Origin of the sequence: Heyndrickxia oleronia (genome assembly GCF_017809215.1) — a bacterium.
Lineage (GTDB): Bacteria > Bacillota > Bacilli > Bacillales > Bacillaceae_C > Heyndrickxia > Heyndrickxia oleronia.
This window is the reverse complement of the sequence record NZ_CP065424.1, coordinates 663,322-686,374: the sequence shown is the minus strand read 5'-3', so window position 1 is coordinate 686,374 and position 23,053 is coordinate 663,322. Positions and strand designations below refer to the sequence as shown.

General features: G+C 34.0%; 20 protein-coding genes. 9 read left to right on the top strand and 11 right to left on the bottom strand.

Translation table 11 applies throughout. The annotated features are described in order from the left end of the window. Positions 1-172 precede the first annotated feature (172 nt). Entirely contained in the window at positions 173-1,300 is a 1,128-nt protein-coding gene (locus I5818_RS03580; protein WP_078110209.1) for an NAD(P)/FAD-dependent oxidoreductase, read from the bottom strand. 109 nt (positions 1,301-1,409) lie between these two features. After that, positions 1,410-2,132, bottom strand: a complete 723-nt coding sequence (locus tag I5818_RS03575; protein ID WP_058004594.1) for a GntR family transcriptional regulator — start codon at positions 2,130-2,132, stop codon at positions 1,410-1,412. 438 nt (positions 2,133-2,570) lie between these two features. Between I5818_RS03575 and I5818_RS03570 the strand changes: the two genes are divergently transcribed. Then, the gene (locus tag I5818_RS03570) at positions 2,571-3,332 is read left to right on the top strand and encodes a hypothetical protein (RefSeq protein WP_078111436.1); all 762 of its coding nucleotides are present in this window, start codon (positions 2,571-2,573) and stop codon (positions 3,330-3,332) included. A gap of 474 nt (positions 3,333-3,806) precedes the next feature. Next, complete coding sequence (locus tag I5818_RS03565) at positions 3,807-4,322, top strand: FxLYD domain-containing protein (RefSeq protein WP_078111435.1); 516 nt, start codon at positions 3,807-3,809, stop codon at positions 4,320-4,322. A 177-nt stretch (positions 4,323-4,499) separates the two neighbouring features. Here the strand turns inward: I5818_RS03565 and I5818_RS03560 are convergent, their stop codons facing one another. Beyond that, positions 4,500-6,512, bottom strand: a complete 2,013-nt coding sequence (locus tag I5818_RS03560) for an S-layer homology domain-containing protein (RefSeq protein WP_169846989.1) — start codon at positions 6,510-6,512, stop codon at positions 4,500-4,502. A gap of 186 nt (positions 6,513-6,698) precedes the next feature. Between I5818_RS03560 and I5818_RS03555 the strand changes: the two genes are divergently transcribed. From I5818_RS03555 to I5818_RS03545, 3 genes are read left to right on the top strand one after another with little or no spacing between them, the layout of a single operon-like run. Further along, positions 6,699-6,905 (top strand): helix-turn-helix transcriptional regulator, encoded by a 207-nt coding sequence (locus I5818_RS03555; RefSeq protein WP_071974712.1) that lies wholly within the window; start codon positions 6,699-6,701, stop codon positions 6,903-6,905. A gap of 29 nt (positions 6,906-6,934) precedes the next feature. Beyond that, positions 6,935-7,312: a permease gene (locus I5818_RS03550; RefSeq protein WP_078111433.1), complete on the top strand. Its 378-nt coding sequence runs from the start codon at positions 6,935-6,937 to the stop codon at positions 7,310-7,312. A 40-nt stretch (positions 7,313-7,352) separates the two neighbouring features. After that, positions 7,353-7,529 carry a hypothetical protein gene (locus I5818_RS03545; protein WP_169846988.1) on the top strand — a complete coding sequence of 59 codons (177 nt, stop codon included), beginning with the start codon at positions 7,353-7,355 and terminating at the stop codon, positions 7,527-7,529. A gap of 161 nt (positions 7,530-7,690) precedes the next feature. On the opposite strand, the gene I5818_RS03540 is transcribed toward I5818_RS03545, so the two are convergent. From I5818_RS03540 to I5818_RS03520, 5 genes are all read right to left on the bottom strand, one after another. Beyond that, positions 7,691-8,725, bottom strand: a complete 1,035-nt coding sequence (locus I5818_RS03540; RefSeq protein WP_078109685.1) for a Gfo/Idh/MocA family protein — start codon at positions 8,723-8,725, stop codon at positions 7,691-7,693. 12 nt (positions 8,726-8,737) lie between these two features. Beyond that, complete coding sequence (locus tag I5818_RS03535; RefSeq protein WP_078109686.1) at positions 8,738-9,718, bottom strand: ABC transporter permease; 981 nt, start codon at positions 9,716-9,718, stop codon at positions 8,738-8,740. After that, a complete protein-coding gene (locus tag I5818_RS03530) occupies positions 9,711-11,225 on the bottom strand; it encodes a sugar ABC transporter ATP-binding protein (RefSeq protein WP_078109687.1) in 1,515 nt (504 codons plus the stop codon). Before I5818_RS03530 ends, I5818_RS03535 begins: the two co-directional genes overlap by 8 nt. An 89-nt stretch (positions 11,226-11,314) precedes the next feature. Next, positions 11,315-12,292: a substrate-binding domain-containing protein gene (locus I5818_RS03525; RefSeq protein ID WP_244975362.1), complete on the bottom strand. Its 978-nt coding sequence runs from the start codon at positions 12,290-12,292 to the stop codon at positions 11,315-11,317. Between the two features lie 110 nt (positions 12,293-12,402). Continuing rightward, the gene (locus I5818_RS03520; RefSeq protein WP_071974707.1) at positions 12,403-13,392 is read right to left on the bottom strand and encodes a LacI family DNA-binding transcriptional regulator; all 990 of its coding nucleotides are present in this window, start codon (positions 13,390-13,392) and stop codon (positions 12,403-12,405) included. 198 nt (positions 13,393-13,590) lie between these two features. Between I5818_RS03520 and I5818_RS03515 the strand changes: the two genes are divergently transcribed. Both I5818_RS03515 and I5818_RS03510 read left to right on the top strand, forming a co-directional pair. Then, complete coding sequence (locus I5818_RS03515; protein WP_078109689.1) at positions 13,591-14,559, top strand: sugar phosphate isomerase/epimerase family protein; 969 nt, start codon at positions 13,591-13,593, stop codon at positions 14,557-14,559. 252 nt (positions 14,560-14,811) lie between these two features. Next, positions 14,812-15,858 (top strand): 2,3-butanediol dehydrogenase, encoded by a 1,047-nt coding sequence (locus I5818_RS03510; RefSeq protein ID WP_078109690.1) that lies wholly within the window; start codon positions 14,812-14,814, stop codon positions 15,856-15,858. 97 nt (positions 15,859-15,955) lie between these two features. Here the strand turns inward: I5818_RS03510 and I5818_RS03505 are convergent, their stop codons facing one another. Beyond that, positions 15,956-16,726 (bottom strand): SDR family NAD(P)-dependent oxidoreductase, encoded by a 771-nt coding sequence (locus I5818_RS03505; RefSeq protein WP_058006677.1) that lies wholly within the window; start codon positions 16,724-16,726, stop codon positions 15,956-15,958. A gap of 265 nt (positions 16,727-16,991) precedes the next feature. Here I5818_RS03505 and I5818_RS03500 point away from each other — a divergent pair, with 265 nt between their 5' ends. Further along, positions 16,992-17,600 carry a TetR/AcrR family transcriptional regulator gene (locus tag I5818_RS03500; RefSeq protein ID WP_078111567.1) on the top strand — a complete coding sequence of 203 codons (609 nt, stop codon included), beginning with the start codon at positions 16,992-16,994 and terminating at the stop codon, positions 17,598-17,600. 161 nt (positions 17,601-17,761) lie between these two features. Here I5818_RS03500 and I5818_RS03495 read toward each other — a convergent pair whose 3' ends face one another. Next, entirely contained in the window at positions 17,762-19,969 is a 2,208-nt protein-coding gene (locus tag I5818_RS03495) for a bifunctional glycosyltransferase/CDP-glycerol:glycerophosphate glycerophosphotransferase (protein WP_078111439.1), read from the bottom strand. A gap of 26 nt (positions 19,970-19,995) precedes the next feature. Next, entirely contained in the window at positions 19,996-21,420 is a 1,425-nt protein-coding gene (locus tag I5818_RS03490; protein WP_209391854.1) for a glycosyltransferase family 2 protein, read from the bottom strand. A gap of 550 nt (positions 21,421-21,970) precedes the next feature. On the opposite strand from I5818_RS03490, the gene I5818_RS03485 reads away from it, so the two are divergent. Beyond that, positions 21,971-22,315: a hypothetical protein gene (locus I5818_RS03485; RefSeq protein WP_078111549.1), complete on the top strand. Its 345-nt coding sequence runs from the start codon at positions 21,971-21,973 to the stop codon at positions 22,313-22,315. The last annotated feature ends 738 nt before the right edge of the window (positions 22,316-23,053 follow it).

Genomic DNA, 23,053 nt, shown 5'->3' with positions numbered 1-23,053 from the left:
CCCCCTTGTTCAATTTGTTATAAAACCAAATAACATCTACTAAAATCCATCTCTATTGTGACAATTCTGAAATTTTATCCCCTTAAGATTTTAATCATATAATCTTTGAGAATAAAATTTCTTATTGGGAATACATAAAAGGTGAAAAACCAATATAGTGAACGGTAATACTTCAACAATGCTTTAAATTTTGAGAATGTCTAAGAGGATAATAAGGGGTAATATCTAATTCCAATTTTTCATTAAGAGCCAACTTAGCTGCTAGGTTACCAACGAATGGTCCCATCGTTAAACCGGATGCACCGAGTCCATTGGCAATGATTAATCCATTTACTGCCGGTATATGTCCTAATAAAGGAAGAATATCTGCACTAATGGGTCTAAATCCAACCCTTACTTCATGCAATGTACTATTTGAAAGACCAGGTGCTACAAATAAGGCTTCTTCAATAACTTCCTTTACACCGGCTGCAGTTACACGATAATCAAAACCAGAACCCGATTCTCTCGTTGCTCCTACAACTATTCTCGAATCTTCAAAACTAACAAGATAGTGACTACTTTGCGGAAGGATAACTGGCCAATTGGAGGTATCTTGATCTGGAAGCTTTAAATGAACGATTTGTCCGCGCTGTGGCTCAACCTGCAGTCCAATTCCATACGGTTCTAACATTTCAGATATCCAGGCTCCCGCTGTTAGTACTACTGCATCAGCAGATAAAACCTCACCATTCACATGAACTCCAGTTACTTTTTCATTCACGATTTCGAGGCTGGCCAATCCGGTATATAATTGTGCACCATGCTTTTCTGCACCTCTTTTTAAAGCATCCCTCAATAATCTCCCGTCAACTCGAGCTGCACCTGATACATAGACAGCTTTAAGATCTTCATTTAAAGGTGGGAAAAGTTCACGGGCTTCTCTACCTGATAAACGCCTAACCTCGCCGACCTCTGGTGTTTCCAATTGGCGTGTTCTAGCCGTTTGTTCAATCACATTTAGTTCTTCATCGTCATTACTAACAGCAAGTGCACCTACTAATCCATAGCCTATATTGCTCTCTCCATCTTCTTTAAGTTGAGAAACTAGTTTTGGATAGTAACATGCTCCAGCATTTGCAAGAGTATACCAATCCTTATTATTTACGCTACTAATCCATGGACAAACGATTCCAGCACCTGCTGCTGTTGCTTGCCCATCATGAAGTCTATCAACTAAAAATACTTCAGCACCCTTTTTTGCCAAGTGGTAAGCTGTACTTGAACCAACAATTCCCGAACCGATTACAATAATTTTCATAAGTTCATATCATCCCCTTCTTAATCAAAATTTACTAAACTAAAGTTATAAAGTTATAATATTATATTCTTTTAAAATAAAAATTATATGTAAAATAACAAGATATTTTTTAAAGCTTTACTTCGATATAATACCTGGATTTCTCTTGCCTAATAATAAACCTTGAGTATTCAATAATTTGCTGATCCTCTGTATGTGTAAACCTCTCTAATACAAATAGCTGCTCGCCTTTAGGTATGTTTAAAAGGGCTGCTTCATACTCATCTGCAATAATGGTAGAGAAAAAGATTTTGGCTTTCTCTAATTTCAACCCATATTTATTCGTAAAAACATTATAGAAAAGGTCATCTTCTATCATTGTTTCTGTGAGACCTGGAAATAGGGAACTTGGAATATAGGTATATTCAATTCCTACTGGCGTCTCTTCTTCAATTTTTAATCTGTGAATTTTATAAACTTTTTCTTTCGCATTGATTTCAAGCATCTTACCAATTTTCACACCAGCTTCTTCTTCCTTGAATGACAATGATTTATGGGGATGGTGTTTTGATTCATCCGCTTCATTCCGGAGTGACACTAGCTGGTATATATCTTTATCCTCTCTTTTACTGACAAAAGTCCCTTTTGCTCTTTGACGATAGAGAACTCCTTTGTTTACCAGATCATGAATCGCCCTTTTTACCGTAATGCTACTTACTTGAAATTGGGACGATAGCTCCTTTTCTGTTGGTAACTGAAAACCTGGTTCCCATTCACCAGAAATGATTTTTTCTTCTAGGTAATCCTTTACTTGATGATATAAAGGTGTAGGTAAATTCTTGTTTACTTTCATGTAATTCTCCTTAAATTGTTATAATATTATATCTTTTCTTTCCACAATTTAAGTTTACTATCATTTAACTTAAACGCCTAGATAATTTATTTTTTAAAGTATAACAGCAATAAAAAATATAAGCAATATAGTTTTTAGTTAATTTTAAATATTTAGTAATTATACATTACTTTAAAGGATTGATGTGTTTCTTTTTTTTGATGATTTGCACTTTTTAATTTTAGGGGGAGTTTCTCAACGGTAAAAAATAGAAATATACTAAAATTTATTCTTAACGTATATGTAATTATTTTTTTATAAAATAATTGAGTTACAGTAACATTTCCAAACAATAAAAATTAATCTATTACTTTATTATTTTATTAAACTGCAAATACGAATAAGACAAAATCTTCCATACATATAGTTTAGGAACATAGTGGAAGGTGGTATGACAGGATGACTTTAGCGAAGCTTACTCTTCAGGAGCTTGTAGCATTCCACGGAGAATCTGTGGGAAGAAATACAGCATTTAATTACATTGATCTTTTAGAAAACTCAAAAACGCCATTTATTTTTGTTGAAAAAGGAAAGAATAAAAAATTCAATGTTATTGGCGGTTTTAAATATGTAGATGGAATTAGATGTTTACAAAAAGAGAAGCGATTTCTTTGCTTAGTATTAGATTCATTTCCTTCGGCAAAGGATAGAAAAATTGCAACTTTACAAAGATGTCTAGCTCTTAATGAAAAAGTAATTTACAAAGAAATTTTGATTCATGAACTGATTCATAAGTTCAAAATGGATGAGTCTTCAATATCTAAAACATTGGGCATAGATGCGAAAAAGATTCAAAAATACATGTTTAAACAGATAATCCCAAAAACATACTATGACCGAGCAAATACCATGGGGATAAAAGGATTCATTCAGGCAATATATTTAAATAAACAATACACGGATTTCGAAAAACAACTTTTAACTGAATTAATCTTACATCCAATTGAAACTAAACGGTTTAAGCTAGAACATAAACGAATCTATAATAAATATCGTAAACAATATCCTTTATTCGATGATTTTTGTGAAGCAAAAAAGCAAGTGATGGATGCAGTTCTATTAGAAGATGCGACACAAAAACATTGGAGTAGTATTCCACACCCCTCAATCCCTTTGGACTTAGATTCTACTTTTCGAAGCGCACATGGAAGAACTCATTAAGATTATTAAAAGACGGCTCCTTTAATTTCGGCTATCCAAACGAAATAAAAAAAATCAAAAGCCCCAAAGAGATTTCTCTCTATGAAGCTTTCCTTTCCTCCCTATCTATCTATTAAACTTTCGACAAAATCTTAGGAATACCATGCACCAAAAATGGAAGCAGGAGAACCGTCCCTATGATTTTTCTGATAAACTAGTAAATGGGGATAAGTTACGCTCATATATTTTAGGGGGTTTTACTTTGAAAAAAATATGTTTATTCCTTCTAGGATGCCTATTTATACTTGCTTTAACCGCATGCAGTTCGGAGTCAAAGACTGCAAAGACTGATGAATCTCAGCACAGCAAAAAAGAAGTGAATGAAAAAAAGAAGAGACGAAGGTCGATATTTTAAATGAAACATTCGCGGCATGGAAAGGTACAACTGGAGCAGTTTGGGTCAATTATTCTGCCGAACTAAAAAACACTGGAAATGTGTCGGCTAGGATTGATGATATAGTAGTAGATTTTCTAGACGGTGATGAAAAGAGTCTACAAACCGCACCTATGATTTCTCCAATACCGGATATCATTCCACCTAATGAAACTGCATATATTACTGAGTCCATAACATTAGAAACAGTCAAGGATCCCGCAGAATTAAAGAATACCCAAATTAATATTGAATCTAGCAAAACCGATGACGAACCAATGATGCTAGAAACCGATAATATAGAATTATCTAAAGGAAAACATTCAGATATTCAAATGCCTTATCTTGTGACAGGAACTGTTACAAATCCCCACTCTGAAAAGGCAGAGAATATTCTTATTTCTGCAGCATTGTATAATGATAAAGATGAGTTACTAGGTGTTTTAAAAAGGACATTAGATATAAGCTTAGATCCTAATGGCTCTGAGAAATTTGAATTAAATTATCCTGAATTACCTGATGAAATTAGCGGAAAAGTATCAAAGGTGAAGGTAAAAGCCTATAATTCTTCCTATTAATATGTTGATAGATCTCCTATGGTCTAACTTTTTTAATGGGAAATGACTGAACGTTGTAGTAGACCTAAAGATTAATACAAACAGAAAGCTCCATAGAGATTGTTCTCTCCATGGAGCTTTCTATTTATTTTAGTCAATGCTAAACAGCATTCCCTCTCCGAAGCAAAAGAACCGTCCCTATGCTTCCTCAATATTCATCCGGTCGATGATTATGTCGTTTCCGTTTTTTCTGAATAGGAACAGATCGTTTTGTTTGAAATCCATTTTTTGGATCACATAGCCTGTGAAATCGAAGTCATTTACTTGTAGTGTATTTGTTAAGTTATAGACACCATTCTTTCCTACGGCGATATTTAGGTCTGATGATGCTGCATATATGGGTTCTGGAAAAATGTTCAATAGGGATAAATCATTAGCATCAAACATATGTGTTTTTGAGATCACTAGATTCTTATCTTCTAATAGGATAATTGGTGCATCTAGTGGGTCTCTGTCTAAATCTGGATAACGATTATTTGTATTATCCACTGCAGTTAGTTTATCTCCATCAATGGAATATTTATAGATATTACTCTTAGCCCATCCTGCGTTCCAACCATATTGGTACCAGTAATAGAACTGTTTATTATCCTTTGAAAAAACCATTGATCCTATGCCTTCGATTTTTGGGATATCAATGGGTTGATAAGTATCCGCGTTCAAGACAATTAATTTAGGTGCCCATGACCCATCCACCACAAAAATCTTATGATCATGCGCATATACATGACGTGGACCGCTATTATCTTGAGTATCCACTACTTCATAAGTTAAATTGGTTTCAATTGCATTTGTGGATGGATTATATATCGAAAGTAAATACTTCGTGCTTTTATTAACAATATAAAGTTTAGAGCCATCCTCAGATAGTGATAATCCTGAAGGCTCATAATTTAATGGCACAACTTTCGTTTTCTTATTCTCATAATTGATCGTTATTAGCTGACGTTTCTTTTTATCAATCATATAGATATAGGGCTTATTGGGATCTATAATACTATCCTCCATACTTACGCCACTTAACTTTATTGACTCTTCTTTTGATACAATATAATTTAATGTTTTTTTAACTCGAGGCGAAGAAATCCCGTCAGAGCCTTTTTTGAAATTATAAATCTTCCAACCGTTAGCTGTTTTTTTCAAGGAGTAAAGCCCATTTTCATTTAAATTCTCAAGTTCTACTAATTTCCCATCTGAGTTCTTAACGTTCGGAATAGGTGCATTAGAAATTAAAATGTCTGCATAGCGATCAGACAGGAATAAAACATCCGCTTTTATGCTTTTACTACTATCCTGTAAAACAAGTTGACTATTATTCTGAATTTGCTTCTTAATATCTCCAATCATTTCAATTCCTGAGGCATAAAAATAGCCACTTCCATAAGAATCAAATACATTGGTTAAACGTGACGCTTCAAAATCAGTTGATGTATATGTATTATTAACATCTTTCAAATAATTCGTTACAACATTTTTTACTTCTTGATTGGATGCTATATTAGGTTTTTCTTGAGCAAGAGTTCGATAAATCATCACTACTGCTTGTCCACGAGTAGCTGGATTTTCCGGTTTAAATGACCCATCTTCGAATCCTCTTATAATTTTTAGCGAAGCTGCTTGATTAATTTCATTTACAAAAGTAGTCTTACTGGAAACATCTGAAAACGATTGATTAGTAGTTTTCGGAAAGCTTACTGTTCCATTAAATGCACGAACAAGCATGGCAGCAATCTGCCCACGAGTAATATTATTATCAGGCTTGAATGTACCATCAGTATTTCCCAAGATGATTCCAAGCTCACTAGCTGTATTCACATAATCGGCATACCATTGACTTGGAATTACATCACTAAACTTCTGTTTCTCTTTTTGTGGTTGAATCCCCATTGCATTTAATAATAATTTAGCAAATTGGGCACGCGTCACATTCTGATTTGGCTTAAAGCTCATTGCTCCTGTTTTCGGATCAACGAACCCATCAATCGTATCAGAAGCTAAAAAATCACTGATCTCATCGAAACCAGAACTACCACTTCTCATATCCGAGATCGTATAACTCTTTGTAGCTGCTTGTACATGTTCAAATAAAAATAGATTGAATAAACAAATCCCAGCTACAAATAAACTGCTGAATTTTAAAAACTTTTTCATACATTTCCACCTTTTCCTTTTACTCCAAATATAAATTATAGTTGAAGTTTGAAAGCGATACACCATGATAAATATGGGCTTAAAGCCATTTACTGGGGAAAACCTTTAAAAAATTATTCAGAACGTAAAGGAAACTTGACGTAAAGCTAACTTTACAGTAAAATAATTCCAAAGAGGTGATGGTGGTTGAAAAATAAGGTACCTGAATACCGAAAAAAATATGGCTATTCCCAAGACAGATTAGCAGAAAAATTAAGGGTATCTAGGCAAACCATTATTTCAATTGAGAAGGGGAAATATAACCCCTCCCTCCCCTTAGCAATGATAATGGCAGAATTATTTGAAACAAATGTAGAAAGCCTATTTTTTTTAGAAGAAGAAGATTATAAGTGAAGGATTTTAAAAACTAGGAGGATTGCCAGATGCATTATTCAAGAATACCCTTCTTCATACTAGGTATGCTCTTTTTAATGATGGCTGGATTTTTGATACTGGCTAGTATTAAAGCAAACACTGCTCCTTCAACTATGATATTTATTCAACTAGCAATGGCGATTATGAGTTTTTGTTTATCCTACTTATATCCTCAGTTCAAACAAAAGGACGAACGGATGAAACTCATTAGGCAAAAAGGAATGTTTGCTTCTTTTGTTGCAATGCTGATCTATTTAATTGTCTTTAATATGGGGACCCAATTCGATTTTATTATACTAACTGCAAATGAGATGCTTCATCTATTGTCCGCATTATTAATTAGCACCTTATTTATTTCCTTTGTTATATATTCAAAGATTTATTGATAAGTGTTCGGAGAGATGAATATAAGGGAGAGATGACTTGATGGAAAAATATATTATATTAGCAGTTATTATTATTGGGTTTTTACTATCATTGATTATCACTCGTAAAAATAAGGACGAAAATAACTCCTTATCCCAAAAACGCGTTATGAAGCTAATGGGGCTTTTTGCAATGGTATTTATACTTGTAGTCATTTTTGTTGTATCTGTTAGTTAAAAATATTGATTTCTTATTTTGTGGATTCATAGTAATTTTTCACCTTACAAATATAAAAAGGTAGAGTTATAGTAAAAATCCCTTGCTTTAATGGCAAGGAATTTTCTTTAATAATTGTTTTTAAGACTTGTATCAATGAAGAACAAGGATTTAGAACAAGATTAAATACGAATCACACAATTATGCTCCGCTGCTTCCATTATACCTAACACTACTTTCAACGAAGAGAGAGCGTCTGATCCGCTAACAAGTGGTTCTTTGTCTAAACGAACACAATCAATGAATGCATCAATGACACCTGTGTTTGTTTGGTTATCATTTGTTTGAATGGATTCAAGCTTATAGTTAATCCTTTCTCCTTCTTTTGTTATCACTTCAATTTGGTTTTCAGGGCTGTTGTATATTTTAATAATTCCTTTTTCACAATAAAGCGTCGTACTATTATCCTCTTCGCCATAATATGTCCATGAAAAAGAGGCTGTACCAAGTCGTCCTTGCTTTGTTTTTAAAATACAGACGATGTTGTCACATACCTCAATTGGCTTGCCGTTTTCATCAACTTTATCGAGAGCACCTTGAAAGGCGCTAACTTGTTCGACTTCATCGTCTAATAAATAGTGTAGTAAATCAATTTTGTGGATCCCTAAATCACCTGCTACACCAAGGCCAGAGCGATCCTTTTTAAAAAACCAAGTCGATCTTGTTTTATTTACTCCCCACTGCTCTGGTCCTTGATGCCCAAATGTCGTTCTAAAGGTGAGCACATTGCCAAATTCTTTGCTGGCAATCATTTCTTTAGCCTTTTGATGGGCACGAGTGAAGCGTTGATTATGATCTATCATTAATTTGTTACCTGTTTTTCTTTGTGCTTCAACGATTTCGTTAGCATGTTCCATCGTTAATGATATTGGTTTTTCACATAATACATGCTTACCATTAAGTAAAGCCTTTGTAGAAAATATATGATGATTTTCATTCGATGAGCAATCACTTATTATTTGTATAGAAGGATCGAGTAATAGCTCGTCAACAGTTTCTGCTACCCTTCCACCGAAGATGGTAGCAAGATTTTCTGCTCGCTCAATATTTCTATCATAAAATATGATTTCTTTTACAAATGGATTCGCTTTATATTCTGGTGCATGGCGCAATTTGGCTATTGAACCACAGCCTATAATCCCCACTTTAAAATCCAAGTGAATACCTCCCTATTCTCTCTTTTGGAAGACAACTGCTACAATGATGATCAATCCTTTTACAAAGCCTTGAAGATGTGGAGATACATTCATTAAGTTCATCATATTATTAAGAATTCCTAAAATAAGCACACCAAAAAATGTGCCAAGAATTTTCCCCTTCCCACCAGTCATTCTTGTGCCCCCAATAATAACGGCAGCAATTGCATCTAGCTCATAAGACACCCCTGAGCTTGAGGATGAGATAGAATTTAGACGGGAGGTTTCAATAACGGCAGCAACACTTACTAATAAGCCTACCAAGCTGTATACAGCTAGTTTTACACGATCAACACGAATGGCGGAAAGAGTAGCTGCTTTCTCATTACTGCCTATAGCATAAACATAGCGACCAAACCTTGTTTTGTGCATTAATACATAGACAAGTACGGTCATAACGAGAAAAATAATGATTGGATAATCGATAATCCAAAGATCACTATTGGCAATAGCAGTAAATCCAGATACTTTCCCTGAAATACTTCCGCCATTTGCTATATATAGGGCAATTGAACGTGCAGCAGCCATCATCCCTAAAGTAGCAATAAACGATGCAATCCTTCCTTTTGCCACCATTAATCCGTTCAAAAAACCAGCAAAAGAACCAACGATACATGCAGTTAATATAGCAACGAAAATACTACCTGAAGCATTTAATGCTAAAACGGAAATGACACCAACTAAGACGAGGACGGATCCAACCGATAAGTCGATTCCACCGGAGAGCATCACAACAGTCATTCCTAATGAAATGATACCTATAATAGAAACTTGCATTAATATATTCATTTGATTATTAATATCTAAGAATCTAGGACTCATTATCGATGCAGCAATAAAAATAATGATGAAGGCAATAATTACACTATAATCTGTCCATAGCCATGAGAAACGATTGCTTGCTTTCGATGATTTTGGTTGTGGATTTGATTCCTTTAATTCAGTATTAACCATTATGAAGGACCTCCCTTTTCGATCCAGTTGCATAACTCATAATTTCATCTTCTGTAGCTTGTTCACCAGTAAAGCGAGCCGTTATTTCCCCTTGATACATCACATGAATGGTATGACAGAGCTTTAAAATTTCTGGAGCTTCTGAGGATAAGATAATAATCCCTTTTCCTTGCTCGGCTAATTCAACAATATGCTGGTAAATCTCTCGTTTAGCACCGACGTCTATCCCTTGTGTTGGGTTATCAAAAATAATGATCTCCGTATCAACTTCTAGCCATTTAGCGATAATTACTTTTTGTTGATTTCCGCCACTCAACTTATCAATGGTAATCCGTGGATTGTGTACTTTTATGTTTAATTTCCTTTTATAAAATTCAAATTTACTCTTTTCTTTCCCTTCATGAATAAACCCCGATTTTTCAAAATGCCCTAAAGAAGAGAGGCTCATATTATGAATCACACTTAAATCTTTTATAATCGCATTTTCTTTTCTATCTTTTGGAACAAGACCAATTCCTGCGATTAATGCTTTTCGTGGATGATCTATTTTTACAACCCGCCTATTAACCTTAATCTCACCCGAGTATTTTTTTCGATAACCAAATAAGCTTTCAAATAACTCTGTCCTTCCATCTCCAGCCAGTCCAGTAAACCCAACGATTTCACCTTTCCGGACAGTAAAATGAATATTTTTAAATAGTCCTTCACTGCTCAAATTACTCACTTCGAGTACAGATGGACCAAATGTATGCTTTCTTGTAAAGCGCTCTTCTGAAATTTCCTTACCGACCATGAGTTTGGTAATTGTCTCTATACTCTCATTTTCCATATCGCCATTCCCAACTACTTCCCCATCCCGCAGTACGGTATAACGATTACAAATCTCTTTCACTTCCTTCAGTTTATGGGAAATATAGATGATGGAAACACCTGAGTTCTTAAGATTTCTCATCTTTGCAAATAACCGTTCTACCTCATGTTCTGCCAATGCTGATGTTGGTTCGTCCATAATAATTAGTTTCGATTTATGTAAGAGTGCTTTGGATATTTCTATCAATTGTTTGTAGGAAGTATCCAGATTTCGTACATACTCCTTCGGATGAATATCCACACCTAATAACGCTAAAATGTCACTTGTTTGGTTACACATTTCTTCTACCTTTAAAAATCCAAATTTATTTCGCAGCTCTGATCCTAAAAACAGATTTTCATAGACTCGTAAATCAGAAACGACATTTAATTCTTGGTGAATAAAACTGATTCCATACTGCTGTGACACACGTGGGTTTGTAAGTTTCACTTCATTCCCATTTATAATGATGGATCCAACATCTGGTTTGAGCACTCCACCTAGTATATTCATCAAAGTGGATTTCCCAGCGCCATTTTCACCTAATAATGCATGAATTTCACCACTCTCGACTTGCAAAGAAACCTTCTTTAAAACGGATACACCGTTAAATGATTTTTCGATATTTTTCATCGCTATGAAAGGATTGGCAGACATTTCTTCATCTCTCCTTTGTAGGGAAAAGGGGAAATACAACAACTATTCGACAGCTATTGTATTTCCGAATACTAATTTAAAGTTAGAAATTAAAACTTTGAATCTGGATCATAGTGCTCATCAACATTTTCTTTTGTCACTTGAGTGGCTTCTTTTACGACCATTTTTTCTTCTGGGTCTTCCCCTTTAGCTAATGTTGCTGCAATTTTCACTGCATCCTCAACCATCGTAGGTGAATATAAGAAGGTTGCTGAAATAAGTCCGCCATCCTTGATGTTTTCAAAAACTTCCTTGCCACCACCGGCACCAGTTACAAATTGAATATCTTTACGACCGGCTTCTTTAATGGCTTGGAGGACACCTAGTGCCATTCCATCATCCTGTGTAAAAACTGCATCAATTTGAGAATGAGCTTGTAAAATATTCTGCATTACTTCTAATGATTTTTCCGTTGAGAAGTCGCCACTCTGGGAGGCAATAATTTCAATTCCACTTTCACTCTCCATTGCTTCTTTAAATCCAGCTCCACGCTGCTCTGTCACGGAGCTTGGCGGACCTGTAATCTCTACAACTTTTCCTTTGCCTTTTAACTGCTCAATAAAATACTTTCCTGCATTTACACCAATTCCTTCATTATCACCTTTTACCACAACTGTTGCTGCATCGTTTTCTAATTCTCGGTCGACAATGACTAATGGAATACCCGCATCTTTTATTTTCTGACCTACTGGAGTCAGAGCAGCTGATTCAATTGGGAGCATGACAATGACATCCACTTTTTGTGAAATCAAATCATCAATATCATTTGCTTGTTTATTAGGATCTGCTGCATTCGTCATTACATAGTTAATTCCTTCACTTTTCTTGAGTTCCTTTGCTTGTTTTTCAGCATTATCAATGAGTGCTCCCATCCACCCATGTGTGGCAGATGGTAACGAAATACCGATTGTTAACTTATCGTCTCCATCTATCTTACTACTACTTCCTTTTTCACTACTACAAGCTACCAAGACAAAAGCAGCTAATAAGCCTATACATAAAACTAGTAACTTTTTCAATACATTCACCCCTTTGTTTTGTATAAAGCTCCCCCTTGAATGTAATCGATTACATTTTAAGGCCAGCGCTCTGATATGAAATCAATATTTTATAACAGAGCGCTAGTCTTAATCACTGCTTATCCTGATGTAGACTCGCGTATAACTAATTCATGATCTAAAATAACACTTTCAACCTCTTTGCCTTGTATTTTATTGATCAACATTTCGGCAGCTATCTTTCCCATTTTATACATTGGTTGGGCAATGGTAGTAAGTGTAGGATGGGTCATATTGGAAAAATCAATTTTGTCGAAGCCGACGATTGCTATATCATTCGGTACATGCAATCCATTTGCGTTTATTTCTTTAAGCGCTCCGATTGCTAACAGATCTGATACAGCAAAAATAGCCGTAGGTCTATCTTTTAAATTCAAAATTTTTTTCATTGCCTGTTGGCCGTATTCAAAACCTAATTGCTGTGTATGGTAGATATAATCGTCATTCACAGTTATCCCATGTTCTTTTAAAGCCTTTAGGTAACCCATTTTACGTTGTCTGGCATATAAATATTTTTCATCTGAATTAATCAAAGCAATTTTTGTATGACCAATTTTAATTAAATGCTTTACGGCCCGGTATGCAGCTTCTTCACTATCAATGGTCACATATGGAATAAGACTATTCTCCGCATATTCACTGCATTGAATAATGGCATGCCTTTTAGCTAACTTTGTTAATGCTTCCATATCTACAGCTGGATCCATCGAAATAATACCATCAGCCATTTTTTTTCTAACTAAATCAAAATAAATATTCTCTCTTTCCGGATTGGAATCTGTTTCGCATAGAAGAATATTATAACTTTTACCAATTGCTGTGCTTTCAATCCCTTTAATAATTTCTAAATAGAACGGATTTGAAATTTTTGGAATTAACACGAGTAGTAATCGACTTTCAGAGTTTCTTAAATTCCTACCTAACATACTAGGCTCATAATTTAATTTTTTAATTGCTTCTTCTACTTTAATTCTTGTTTTACTTTTTACAGTACTCTGTCCATTTAATACTCTTGAAACGGTAGCTACTGATACCCCTGCTTCTTTAGCAACCTGCTTGATGTTTGCCATCTTGATCCTACTTTCTATGTCCTTACAAGTTTTTGTAATCGATTTCATTTTCATGATATTATGAACAGAATTATCTGTCAATACAAAAAATTCATACAGAAAAACATTGATTATATTCAATAATTTATATATGGTTATAAATGTAATGGATTACAAATCAGTATATTCTGAACTTTTTTTATAGAAGGAGGGCTTTCTTTGAAATTAGGTGTTTTTACAGTTTTATTCTCCGATATGCCATTTGATGACATGTTAGACTATGTTTCTTCTAAAGGTGTGGAAGCTATTGAGTTGGGGACAGGGGGCTATCCGGGTAATGCACACTGTAATGTGGATATGTTATTAACGAATCCCCAGGCTTTACAACAGTTTAAGCAAAAGGTTGAAGAGCATGGATTAGTGATTAGTGCATTAAGCTGTCATGCCAACCCACTACATCCACAAAAAAAGATTGCTGAACCGGCAAATCAATTATTAGAAAAAACAATCCTTCTTGCTTCTGAACTAGGAGTGCCTGTTGTTAATACCTTTTCGGGATGCCCAGGCGATCATGAGCATGCCCTCTATCCCAACTGGCCCGTCACACCATGGCCCCATGATTTTCAAGAAATTTTAAAATGGCAATGGGAAAAGAAGCTGATTCCGTATTGGAAAGAAAAAAATGACTTTGCAGTGGCTCATAATGTAAAAATAGGCTTAGAGCTTCATGGAGGATTTTCTGTGCATACACCAAATACCATGCTGCGGTTAAGAGAGGCATGTGGTCCTGCAATTGGCGCCAACCTTGATCCAAGTCATATGTGGTGGCAAGGTATTGACCCAATAGAAGCCATTAAAATACTTGGTCGTGAGAATGCTATTCACCATTTTCATGCGAAAGATACAATTATCGATCAAAATAATATGAATAGAAACGGACTTACAGACATGACAGACTACTCGGAAATGCGTGATCGCGCATGGTATTTTAGAACCGTTGGCTTTGGTCATGATGTAAAAACATGGGCTGATATTGTTAGTGCGTTAAGGCTGATGAATTACGATTATGTTATTAGTATTGAGCATGAGGACGGGTTGATGTCCATTAATGAAGGATTTACAAAAGCTGTTGAAAACTTAAAACCTATTATGGTTAAAGAGTCCATTACAGAGATGTGGTGGACATAAATCTTGAAGGAATCTTTTCAGCACTCTGGGACAACGGAACCGACCCCCTGTCCCAACAAGTTCCTTAATTTGACACAAAATTAATAAAGGATGAAATATTCGTTTTAAATAGATAAAAGTGAAATTAGGCAGAAAGTAGTTTGTAATTTAGCTTTTCTTTTCTAGTTTTTGGTAGGCCGGTCTCTTGAATAATGTAATCAGAAAGAGTATATTGGAGGTGTAAAAACTATAATTTTTTAGGAGATGCATGAGATGAAAGCATTAAGATGGCATAACCAAAAAGATTTACGATTAGAAAATATCGAAGAGCCTCAAGCTCTAGAAGGCAAAGTAAAATTAAAGGTAGAATGGTGCGGAATTTGCGGCAGTGATTTACATGAATATACAGCTGGTCCAATCTTCATCCCTACTGAAACACATCCATTAAGTGGAGATAAAGCTCCAATTGTTATGGGCCACGAATTTTCTGGACAAGTTGTTGAAGTAGGTGAAGGTGTGACAACTGTACAAGTTGGCGACCGTGTTACTGTTGAACCGATTTATGCTTGTGGTGAGTGTGAAGCGTGTAAAAAAGGAAAATATAATCTTTGCGATAAAATGGGATTTTATGGTCTTGCTGGAGGCGGCGGTGGATTTTCAGAATATGCAGCTGTACCAGCTGAAATGATTCATAAATTACCAGAAACAGTATCATTTGAACAAGGTGCACTTGTTGAACCATCTGCAGTGGCACTTCATGCTGTTCGCCAAAGTAAACTAAAAGTCGGCGACAAAGCCGCAGTTTTCGGTACAGGACCTATCGGCTTACTGGTTATTGAAGCACTGAAAGCTTCTGGTGCATCAGAAATCTATGCTGTCGAGTTATCCGAGATTCGTCAACAAAAAGCGGCAGAGCTTGGCGCAATCGTGATTGATCCTAAAGAATATGACGCTGTTGAAGAAATTTACAAACGTACCAATGGCGGTGTTGATGTAGCTTATGAAGTAACTGGTGTCCCACCTGTTCTGAAACAAGCAATCAACGCTACTAAAATTGATGGTGAAACAATGGTTGTTAGTATTTTCGAAAAAGAAGCACCTATCCACCCTCATGATATCGTCATGAAAGAACGCTCTTTAACTGGTATTATTGGATACCGTGACGTATTCCCAGCTGTTATCAGCTTAATGGCTCAAGGCTATTTCCCTGCTGACAAACTAGTATCAAAACGTATTAAACTTGATGAAGTAATCGAAGAAGGATTTGAAGGCTTATTAAAGGAAAGAGACCAAGTAAAAATCCTTGTTAAAGCCGAATAAATGGCAAAACCAGATTTCTATGAAAATAGGAATCTGGTTTTCCTGTTATAACCTTACTATTTTGGGACAACGGAACCGACCCTTTGTCCCTCCCTTTTTAACGACTTGTGTATCCAGCATCAGCATGTATGACTGTTCCGGTTACGTAAGAGGATTGGTCTGAGGCTAGCCATAGGCTTGCTTGGGCAATTTCTTCTGGTTGACCGAATCTGCCTAGTAGACTGAGTTGGGGTGCGAATTCTTCTTCTGTTTGTCCTGTTTCTATCAAGGCACCTCTTAGCATAGGAGTATCGATTGCTCCTGGTGCTACTGAATTGACGCGGATATTTTTATCACCGTTTTCTAGTGCAGCTACCTTTGTCATTCCTACGACTCCATGTTTAGCAGCTACATAGGCAATATTATTCGGTTGAGGACGGAAACCACTTACAGATGAAATATTAACAATACTTCCGCCTTGTCCTTGTTTAATCATTTGTTGTAATTCATATTTCATACATAGTGCTGTTCCTGTAAGATCAACAGCGATTAGCTTATTCCAATAATCTTCATCAAATTCTGCTGCAGGGGCATTATCTGGTGTTAATGCGGCATTATTGACAGCTACATCAAGACGTCCATACTTTTCAACGGTTTTCGCCACCATATTTTGTACCTGATCTGATTTAGAAATATCAACTTTTATAAAATAGGCAGTTCCTCCATTTGCTTCAATTTCAGATACTGCTGCTTGTCCTTTTTCTTCATTAAAATCTGCTACTACTACTTTAGCTTTTGCTTCCGCAAAAAGTTTAGCTGTAGCAAGGCCCATCCCCATTGCTGCACCGGTTACTATCGCTACTTTACCGTCTAATACTGGAAATGTCATTTCAATCACCTATCCTTAGATTTTATGTTATACATAATTCCCTAAAGTTCTATTTTTACAATTAAAATGATTGAGCATTTACTTTCCTTCGAAAGCATTTAGCCCATCATTTCATCGTTTGCATAGAATCCTAGGATCAATTATGATGAAACAAATCAAGCATAGAATATTTATATAATAGCTTCAATATGCAATACTTAATGATATGTACGATAACCAACAGATTATTTGAATTTGTACACTAAAGTTTTCTAAGGAGTTATGTATGTCTGTTCAATATCCTGATAAACGAGTAAAAAGAACAAAAGAAAATTTCAGATCAACATTATTATCTTTAATGGAAGAAAAAAACTTTTCTGAGATTACCATTACAGAGATTGTAAAAGCCGCTGATTACAATCGTGGAACTTTTTATGCCCATTATAAAAGTAAGGAAGATGTACTTGAAGAGATAATTGATGAGATGTTTGAAAAAATGACGGAGGCTTTTCGTAAGCCCTACCTTCAATTATCTGTTGTGGATCTCGAAGAACTATCATCCCATTCAATTGTATTATTCTACCACTTTCTAGAAAACAAAAAGTTCTATAAACTGATGCTGAGTTCAAAAGTAAATGTTAATTTTAGAGAAAAAATGATTAAAAAGTTAGTTCAATTATTTAGAGAAGACTATTCCGAATTCACCTATACTGAGGTAGATCCCGAAATTAATATCAAGCTTTTTAATACGTATCAGGTACATGGTATTATTGGTTTAATTTTAGAATGGATTGATCATGATTTTCCCTACTCTCCTGCGTATATGGGCGATCAATTAATACATATATTAAGTTTTTACATGAAGAAAGTAGTTATTAATAAGGTAGATGATTGAATTTCATTAGTATGATCCCTACTAGCTCAGCGCTTTTTGGAAAACTAAAAGCCTATTCTTCGATAAAAACCAAAGAATAGGCGTTCAATATTTATAAAGGATTAAGATTTAATAAATGTATATATCAGGACAAGTGTTGAGAATATTTAATATCTATGATCTCATTCCTTCATATAATTAACGATCACATCTGCAAGCTTTTTATTACTATCCCATCCATGCACATTTGCATAGGTCTCCTTTAATTTACTATAGTTCGGATGGATGATTAGACTTTCTTTGTTATTGATTTGGTCAATAATATCTTCTACATGATTAAACGTAAATGGATCTAATAATTTTTCTAAATCCTCATACGCTCCTCTGGCATCTCTATATTTTTCTTCGTCATTTATATAAAGTAGTATGTTCCGATTGATCGGTAAAACATCAAAGATAATCGAAGAAAAATCGCTAATGAGACAATCCGTGATTAATAATAATTCTTGGGTTTCGATATCTCCTGAAGGGATAATGATATTATCAATCGCTAAATTTTGCTTTTCCATTGAGTGTAATTTAGCAATCACGACATATTCATTCCCAATTTCAGCCGCTAATTTTCTAAGATTAATCAAGTAATTAAAATCTGGGTATTTATTTTTAAAATTATAGTCTCTCCATGTAGGTGCATATAAAATAACCTTTTTCTCATTGGAGATTTGTAATTTCTGTTTTATTTCTTCCTTTAGTACTTGATTATTATCGTTGTCCTTCAGCCATTGCACCCTTGGATAGCCATAGTTGAGGATTTTATCACTAGAAATAGAAAAGGCACTCTTAAATTTATTTTTTCCGCCTTCCGAATCAGCTAAAAGATAATCCCATTTCGCCACATCTTTTTTCTTGTTTCGCTTATGGTTCCGATTATATTTAGAAACAAACTTTTCATGGCTATCAAAAAACAGCTTTTTATAGGGAGTTCCATGCCAAAGCTGAAGCCATAAAGCGTCTTCCTTCTTATAAAATGCTAAGGGGGTCCAGCTTTCAGTTATAAAAACCTTTGCCTCGCCAAGGGCTTTCCAAAATTCTGCACTCTTCGGTTTGATTCGGTATTCTAGAGGTACCGCTTCATCTTTCGTAACATAATTAATGTTCAATTCCGGATATCTTTCCTTTAAATAATCAAAAAAGTATTTAGAATTACCCGTATAACGATAATCAAAACCTAAAAATAGGACCGTATTGCTTTGAACGGGAGACGACTGATATTTCTTTTTTATTTTTTCTAGATGATATAATCGTCTTTTTTTATTTAATTTACTTTCCTTCAATTTGTTTATATAAAAATGGATATCAATCATGTTTTTTAAGCTGCGATACAGTTTATAATAACGATTTAATTTTCCTTTTTTCTGTAATTTCCTTACTAGCATAATCGTCTTAATTTTATTATCCATAATCAATTTATTATGAAAGTATAGCTGATTAAATAAGACAATCTTCTCAGGGATATAATAGGTTTTATTTCGGTTATTTAATAGCTCAACTGTACTTTTCACCATTTGTTTTCGGTATTTTTTTGGTATCCGTTTTTCTGAATATAGCTGCGCTCTGTAAAAAAGATATTTATAAACCATATAAAAAGACTCTTCATGTCTTGGGCTAAAAATAGTTAATGATCTGGAAACTGCTGCAAGATAATCATTCATATGCACGGTAGTATGGTAGTTTGTTTTTGTAGTAGAGCTAGGATTAATCCTAACTTTATAAAATGGATTACTGACGATACCAATCATATTGGCATTTTGAACTACATTTATATAAAACTCCAGATCTTCATAAATATAGCCTTCTCCATAACGAATATGATTTTTTTCCAAAAAGTCCTTTTTGTATAATTTATTAACGGTAAAATACGATTCTGCTTGAAATAGCATTTCACATTGATCCATCTCTAACCATTCTTCAATTAGGAATAGATCATTATTAACATATACTTCTCCTCTATCACTATAGAGATACGTCCAATCACAGAGTACAAAATCACAATCTCTTAGCTTTGCCTTTTTGTACATAACCTCCAACGTATTTTCATCAAGCACATCATCACTATCTAAAAAGAAGATGTATTCCCCTTTAGCCTCTTGTACTCCTCTATTTCGTGCAGCTCCTTGTCTTTGATTTTGAGACTGCTGTAAAACCTTTATCATCCTGTTTTCTTTACTATGAAAACCTTTTATCACATCTACAGTATTATCTTCAGAACAATCGTCCACACAAATAATTTCTATTTTCCCATTAAAGGTTTGATGATTGATTGAATCCAATGCGTCAGCTATTAAATCTTCAGAATTATATGTCGGAATAATCACCGAAATATCATACATTAATATAAACCCTCACTTCTAGAACTCTATTTAGTAAACATGATCGATTCTTCATCATAGTTCTTTACTTTTTGACCATATTTTATTTCTTGTTTATTTCGTTTGAACAAACCTGTTAATTTATTCATCACTCTTACGTAATAATTAAATTCGTTCAATTTATGTATAAGACCATTTTTAGACAAGTAAAATTCAATGTTAAGACGATGTAGTGGCAGGAATATTTCAAATCCCGCATGTTTAAAGTCTCTAACGGTAACTCCCCATATTTTTATATCCTTTTTAATCTCTCTCTTGGGGCATTTCTTTAATTTTTTTCCTATTTTTATATAGATACAATCATTTTCTGTCAAACTATCGAATTCGGAACTATGGTAACCCTCTATTTTTATCCCCAATCCTACATAGGTTTTCTTTTTGATAATTATTTTATCGGAACGATGATTCTTAGAAATACTTACTCTCTTTAAAGGCCATCCATTTCTTTTTAGCGATATTAAAAATTCTTTAAAGTAATGATTCATCTTTTGTTCAAGAATGATACGATCATCCACATACCTGATGATATTGATGAAGGATACGATGAATTTTTCTCTTTCCTCTTCGTTTAAGGAAGTCATAAATATTTTTGAGTTTTTCTTATATAGATATAGCTTAATATGATATACCAACAAATACTGAATATATGGTATGACCGTTCCAAACTTAGCCAATGACAAATCAATCAACTTCTTATAGCCGTTGTCTAACAAGTTAAACCTAGCCATATTCCCCCATGATTCATCTACTAATGAATGTCCGTTATCTTCTCTTCTATAATAATAGGCAGTGTCTGTTACTACCCCATAATCGTTATTTTCTATTAAATAACGATTGAAAGACAGGGCATCTTCCCAATAAGAGATAGATGTAACAAAGCTGAATTGATTGTTTTCGTATAATTTCTTTTTTATAAAAACTCCACCGGCATAATAATGAATAGCAGAGTACTCTTCTAAAATGTTAATGATTCGATCACCTTTACGAAAGCGATAATTGAGTGCATGCTCTTTTATCACACCTTTTGAATCAACATACTTAATTGGTAAAATTGCCAAATCTACAGGATATTCACTAAAAAAATGATCGACCTTTTCGAGAGCATTCAGTTCCAACGTGTCATCTGCATCTAAAAATCCGATATAATCTGAATGTTCCGACACCATTTTACATCCTAAATTTCTTGCAGCACCAGGTCCGTTATTGTCTGTTTCTACATATTTAATATGATTAGGATATCTTTCTTTGTATTGTTTACAAATAAGAGAACTATTATCTGTACTTCCATCATTAATAATAATCAATTCTATATTTTCTCGAAAATCTAATGTTTGATTGATCACACTATCAATTGCCTGATTGAGATAATCCATTTTATTAAAAACAGGCATGATGATTGCAAAACTCCCCAAATTTCTCCCTCCTCTTATTCTAGTATAAAAAAATCTTATCTATAATAACATACCAAATTGTCGAATTTTGTATAAAAACGTAATAATTATTAACCAAATTAATATACTCAAAGGAAACAGTTAAATCAACCCATAAATATTACAAAAATTATCTAATTATCATAAATTTGAAAGGGGATTAATTGGTTATATTTCCTTTTTGCTATCCGCTTTTTGTTCAAACTGAAAGAGGACAATGATGACAGTCGAAACCTGATATCTATAAAAGGAAAGGATCTTAATTGTTTCTATCTTATTTCCACATGAAATATTTTTGTTTGTACATCCATTTGATTAATTCTGTATTGTGTTTTCTCCCAACAAACGCAAAATAGGATATTTTATAAACTATCAAGAAGTAAGTTGTCGTATATACTTTTAACTTTTAGGAGGAATATAAAGTTTCATGTAGAAATATCTAGAAAGAGAGGAAGGTTAAAATAGGACTATAATAAATACATATATTGTATTTTATGGTAAAACATAAACATTCAAAATTGGGGGATAACAAGTGAAAATTTGGATTGCTGTTCTTAGTATCATTGGGGGTATATCTGGAATTATTTCAGGATTTTTAGTTACTGCAGGTGGAACAATATTTGGAGAAAGTGATATGGCTAATGATGGGGCTGCAGTATTTTGGTTAAGTATATTAGCCATATTTGTAGGCTTTTTGTCTTGGGCGCCAAAACCTGCAGTTAGAAAAATATGCGGCATTTTATTAATTATTTTTTCTATTTATGGATTTTTCATTAATGGATTATTTTTTACTTTTGCATTTATCTTTTTAATGATTGCAGGATGTTTAGCTTTATTTATGAAACCTAAAAAGAAAAATAATGATATTACTGCTTAAGCATGCTTGGCCCTTCTTAATTAGGAAGGGTCTATTCATTTTATACATTTTTTTAATAGATTATAAATACAGAATTGCAAAAGTTTAAGCAATCCCTTTGTCCCCAACACTAGTTCCTATTGATTAATACTAAAGAGCCTGCTGATCTAGCAATTCCTTTAACTTCAATCGATTTAGTCGTTGTAAAAAAACATTACTAATATTCCAAAGCTATTTTCTCATGTATACAAATATACTCATACTCTGTAAGATATCATTCACTTTTGGAATATAAATCTTTTAGTAGTAAAATATCAGCTTCATAAAATCAAGTAGATTTGTTGAATGCTATATAGAAAATACCCCCATTAAAAATCACTTTTTGATATTTAATCATAACTTTACACCCCACTATATAGTTATCTAAAACTCAATGCAATTACTTGCCCATTTTTTATCCAAACTACAAACAATAGGCTTTAATTTCCCTTTTTTTAGTTATCCGATCTATCCACTCATAACCTGATTACCAAAACACGAATAGCTTTATTAGAGGATTGGGAATTTTTTTATGTATTCTAACAGTACAAGGAATTCATTCAATTTATCGCGATTCTTTTTTATTATTCTCAATTTTGATTTAAAAGTACAATAAAAAGCTCTGTAGAGATCACTCTACAGAGCCTTCCATCATTTTATTTGTCTATCAATCTTTTAACAAAATTTCAGGTAGTGTCAAGCACAATTCCCTAAAAATTC

What these genes read in the sequence shown, in the direction of transcription:
- I5818_RS03510 (WP_078109690.1), top strand. Translation starts at nt 14,812, where the DNA reads ATGAAAGCATTAAGATGGCATAACCAAAAAGATTTACGATTAGAAAAT.
- I5818_RS03500 (WP_078111567.1), top strand. Translation starts at nt 16,992, where the DNA reads ATGTCTGTTCAATATCCTGATAAACGAGTAAAAAGAACAAAAGAAAAT.
- I5818_RS03520 (WP_071974707.1), bottom strand. Translation starts at nt 13,392, where the DNA reads ATGGCAAACATCAAGCAGGTTGCTAAAGAAGCAGGGGTATCAGTAGCT.
- I5818_RS03545 (WP_169846988.1), top strand. Translation starts at nt 7,353, where the DNA reads ATGGAAAAATATATTATATTAGCAGTTATTATTATTGGGTTTTTACTA.
- I5818_RS03580 (WP_078110209.1), bottom strand. Translation starts at nt 1,300, where the DNA reads ATGAAAATTATTGTAATCGGTTCGGGAATTGTTGGTTCAAGTACAGCT.
- I5818_RS03560 (WP_169846989.1), bottom strand. Translation starts at nt 6,512, where the DNA reads ATGAAAAAGTTTTTAAAATTCAGCAGTTTATTTGTAGCTGGGATTTGT.
- I5818_RS03535 (WP_078109686.1), bottom strand. Translation starts at nt 9,718, where the DNA reads ATGGTTAATACTGAATTAAAGGAATCAAATCCACAACCAAAATCATCG.
- I5818_RS03570 (WP_078111436.1), top strand. Translation starts at nt 2,571, where the DNA reads ATGACTTTAGCGAAGCTTACTCTTCAGGAGCTTGTAGCATTCCACGGA.
- I5818_RS03550 (WP_078111433.1), top strand. Translation starts at nt 6,935, where the DNA reads ATGCATTATTCAAGAATACCCTTCTTCATACTAGGTATGCTCTTTTTA.
- I5818_RS03530 (WP_078109687.1), bottom strand. Translation starts at nt 11,225, where the DNA reads ATGTCTGCCAATCCTTTCATAGCGATGAAAAATATCGAAAAATCATTT.
- I5818_RS03495 (WP_078111439.1), bottom strand. Translation starts at nt 19,969, where the DNA reads ATGTATGATATTTCGGTGATTATTCCGACATATAATTCTGAAGATTTA.
- I5818_RS03505 (WP_058006677.1), bottom strand. Translation starts at nt 16,726, where the DNA reads ATGACATTTCCAGTATTAGACGGTAAAGTAGCGATAGTAACCGGTGCA.
- I5818_RS03575 (WP_058004594.1), bottom strand. Translation starts at nt 2,132, where the DNA reads ATGAAAGTAAACAAGAATTTACCTACACCTTTATATCATCAAGTAAAG.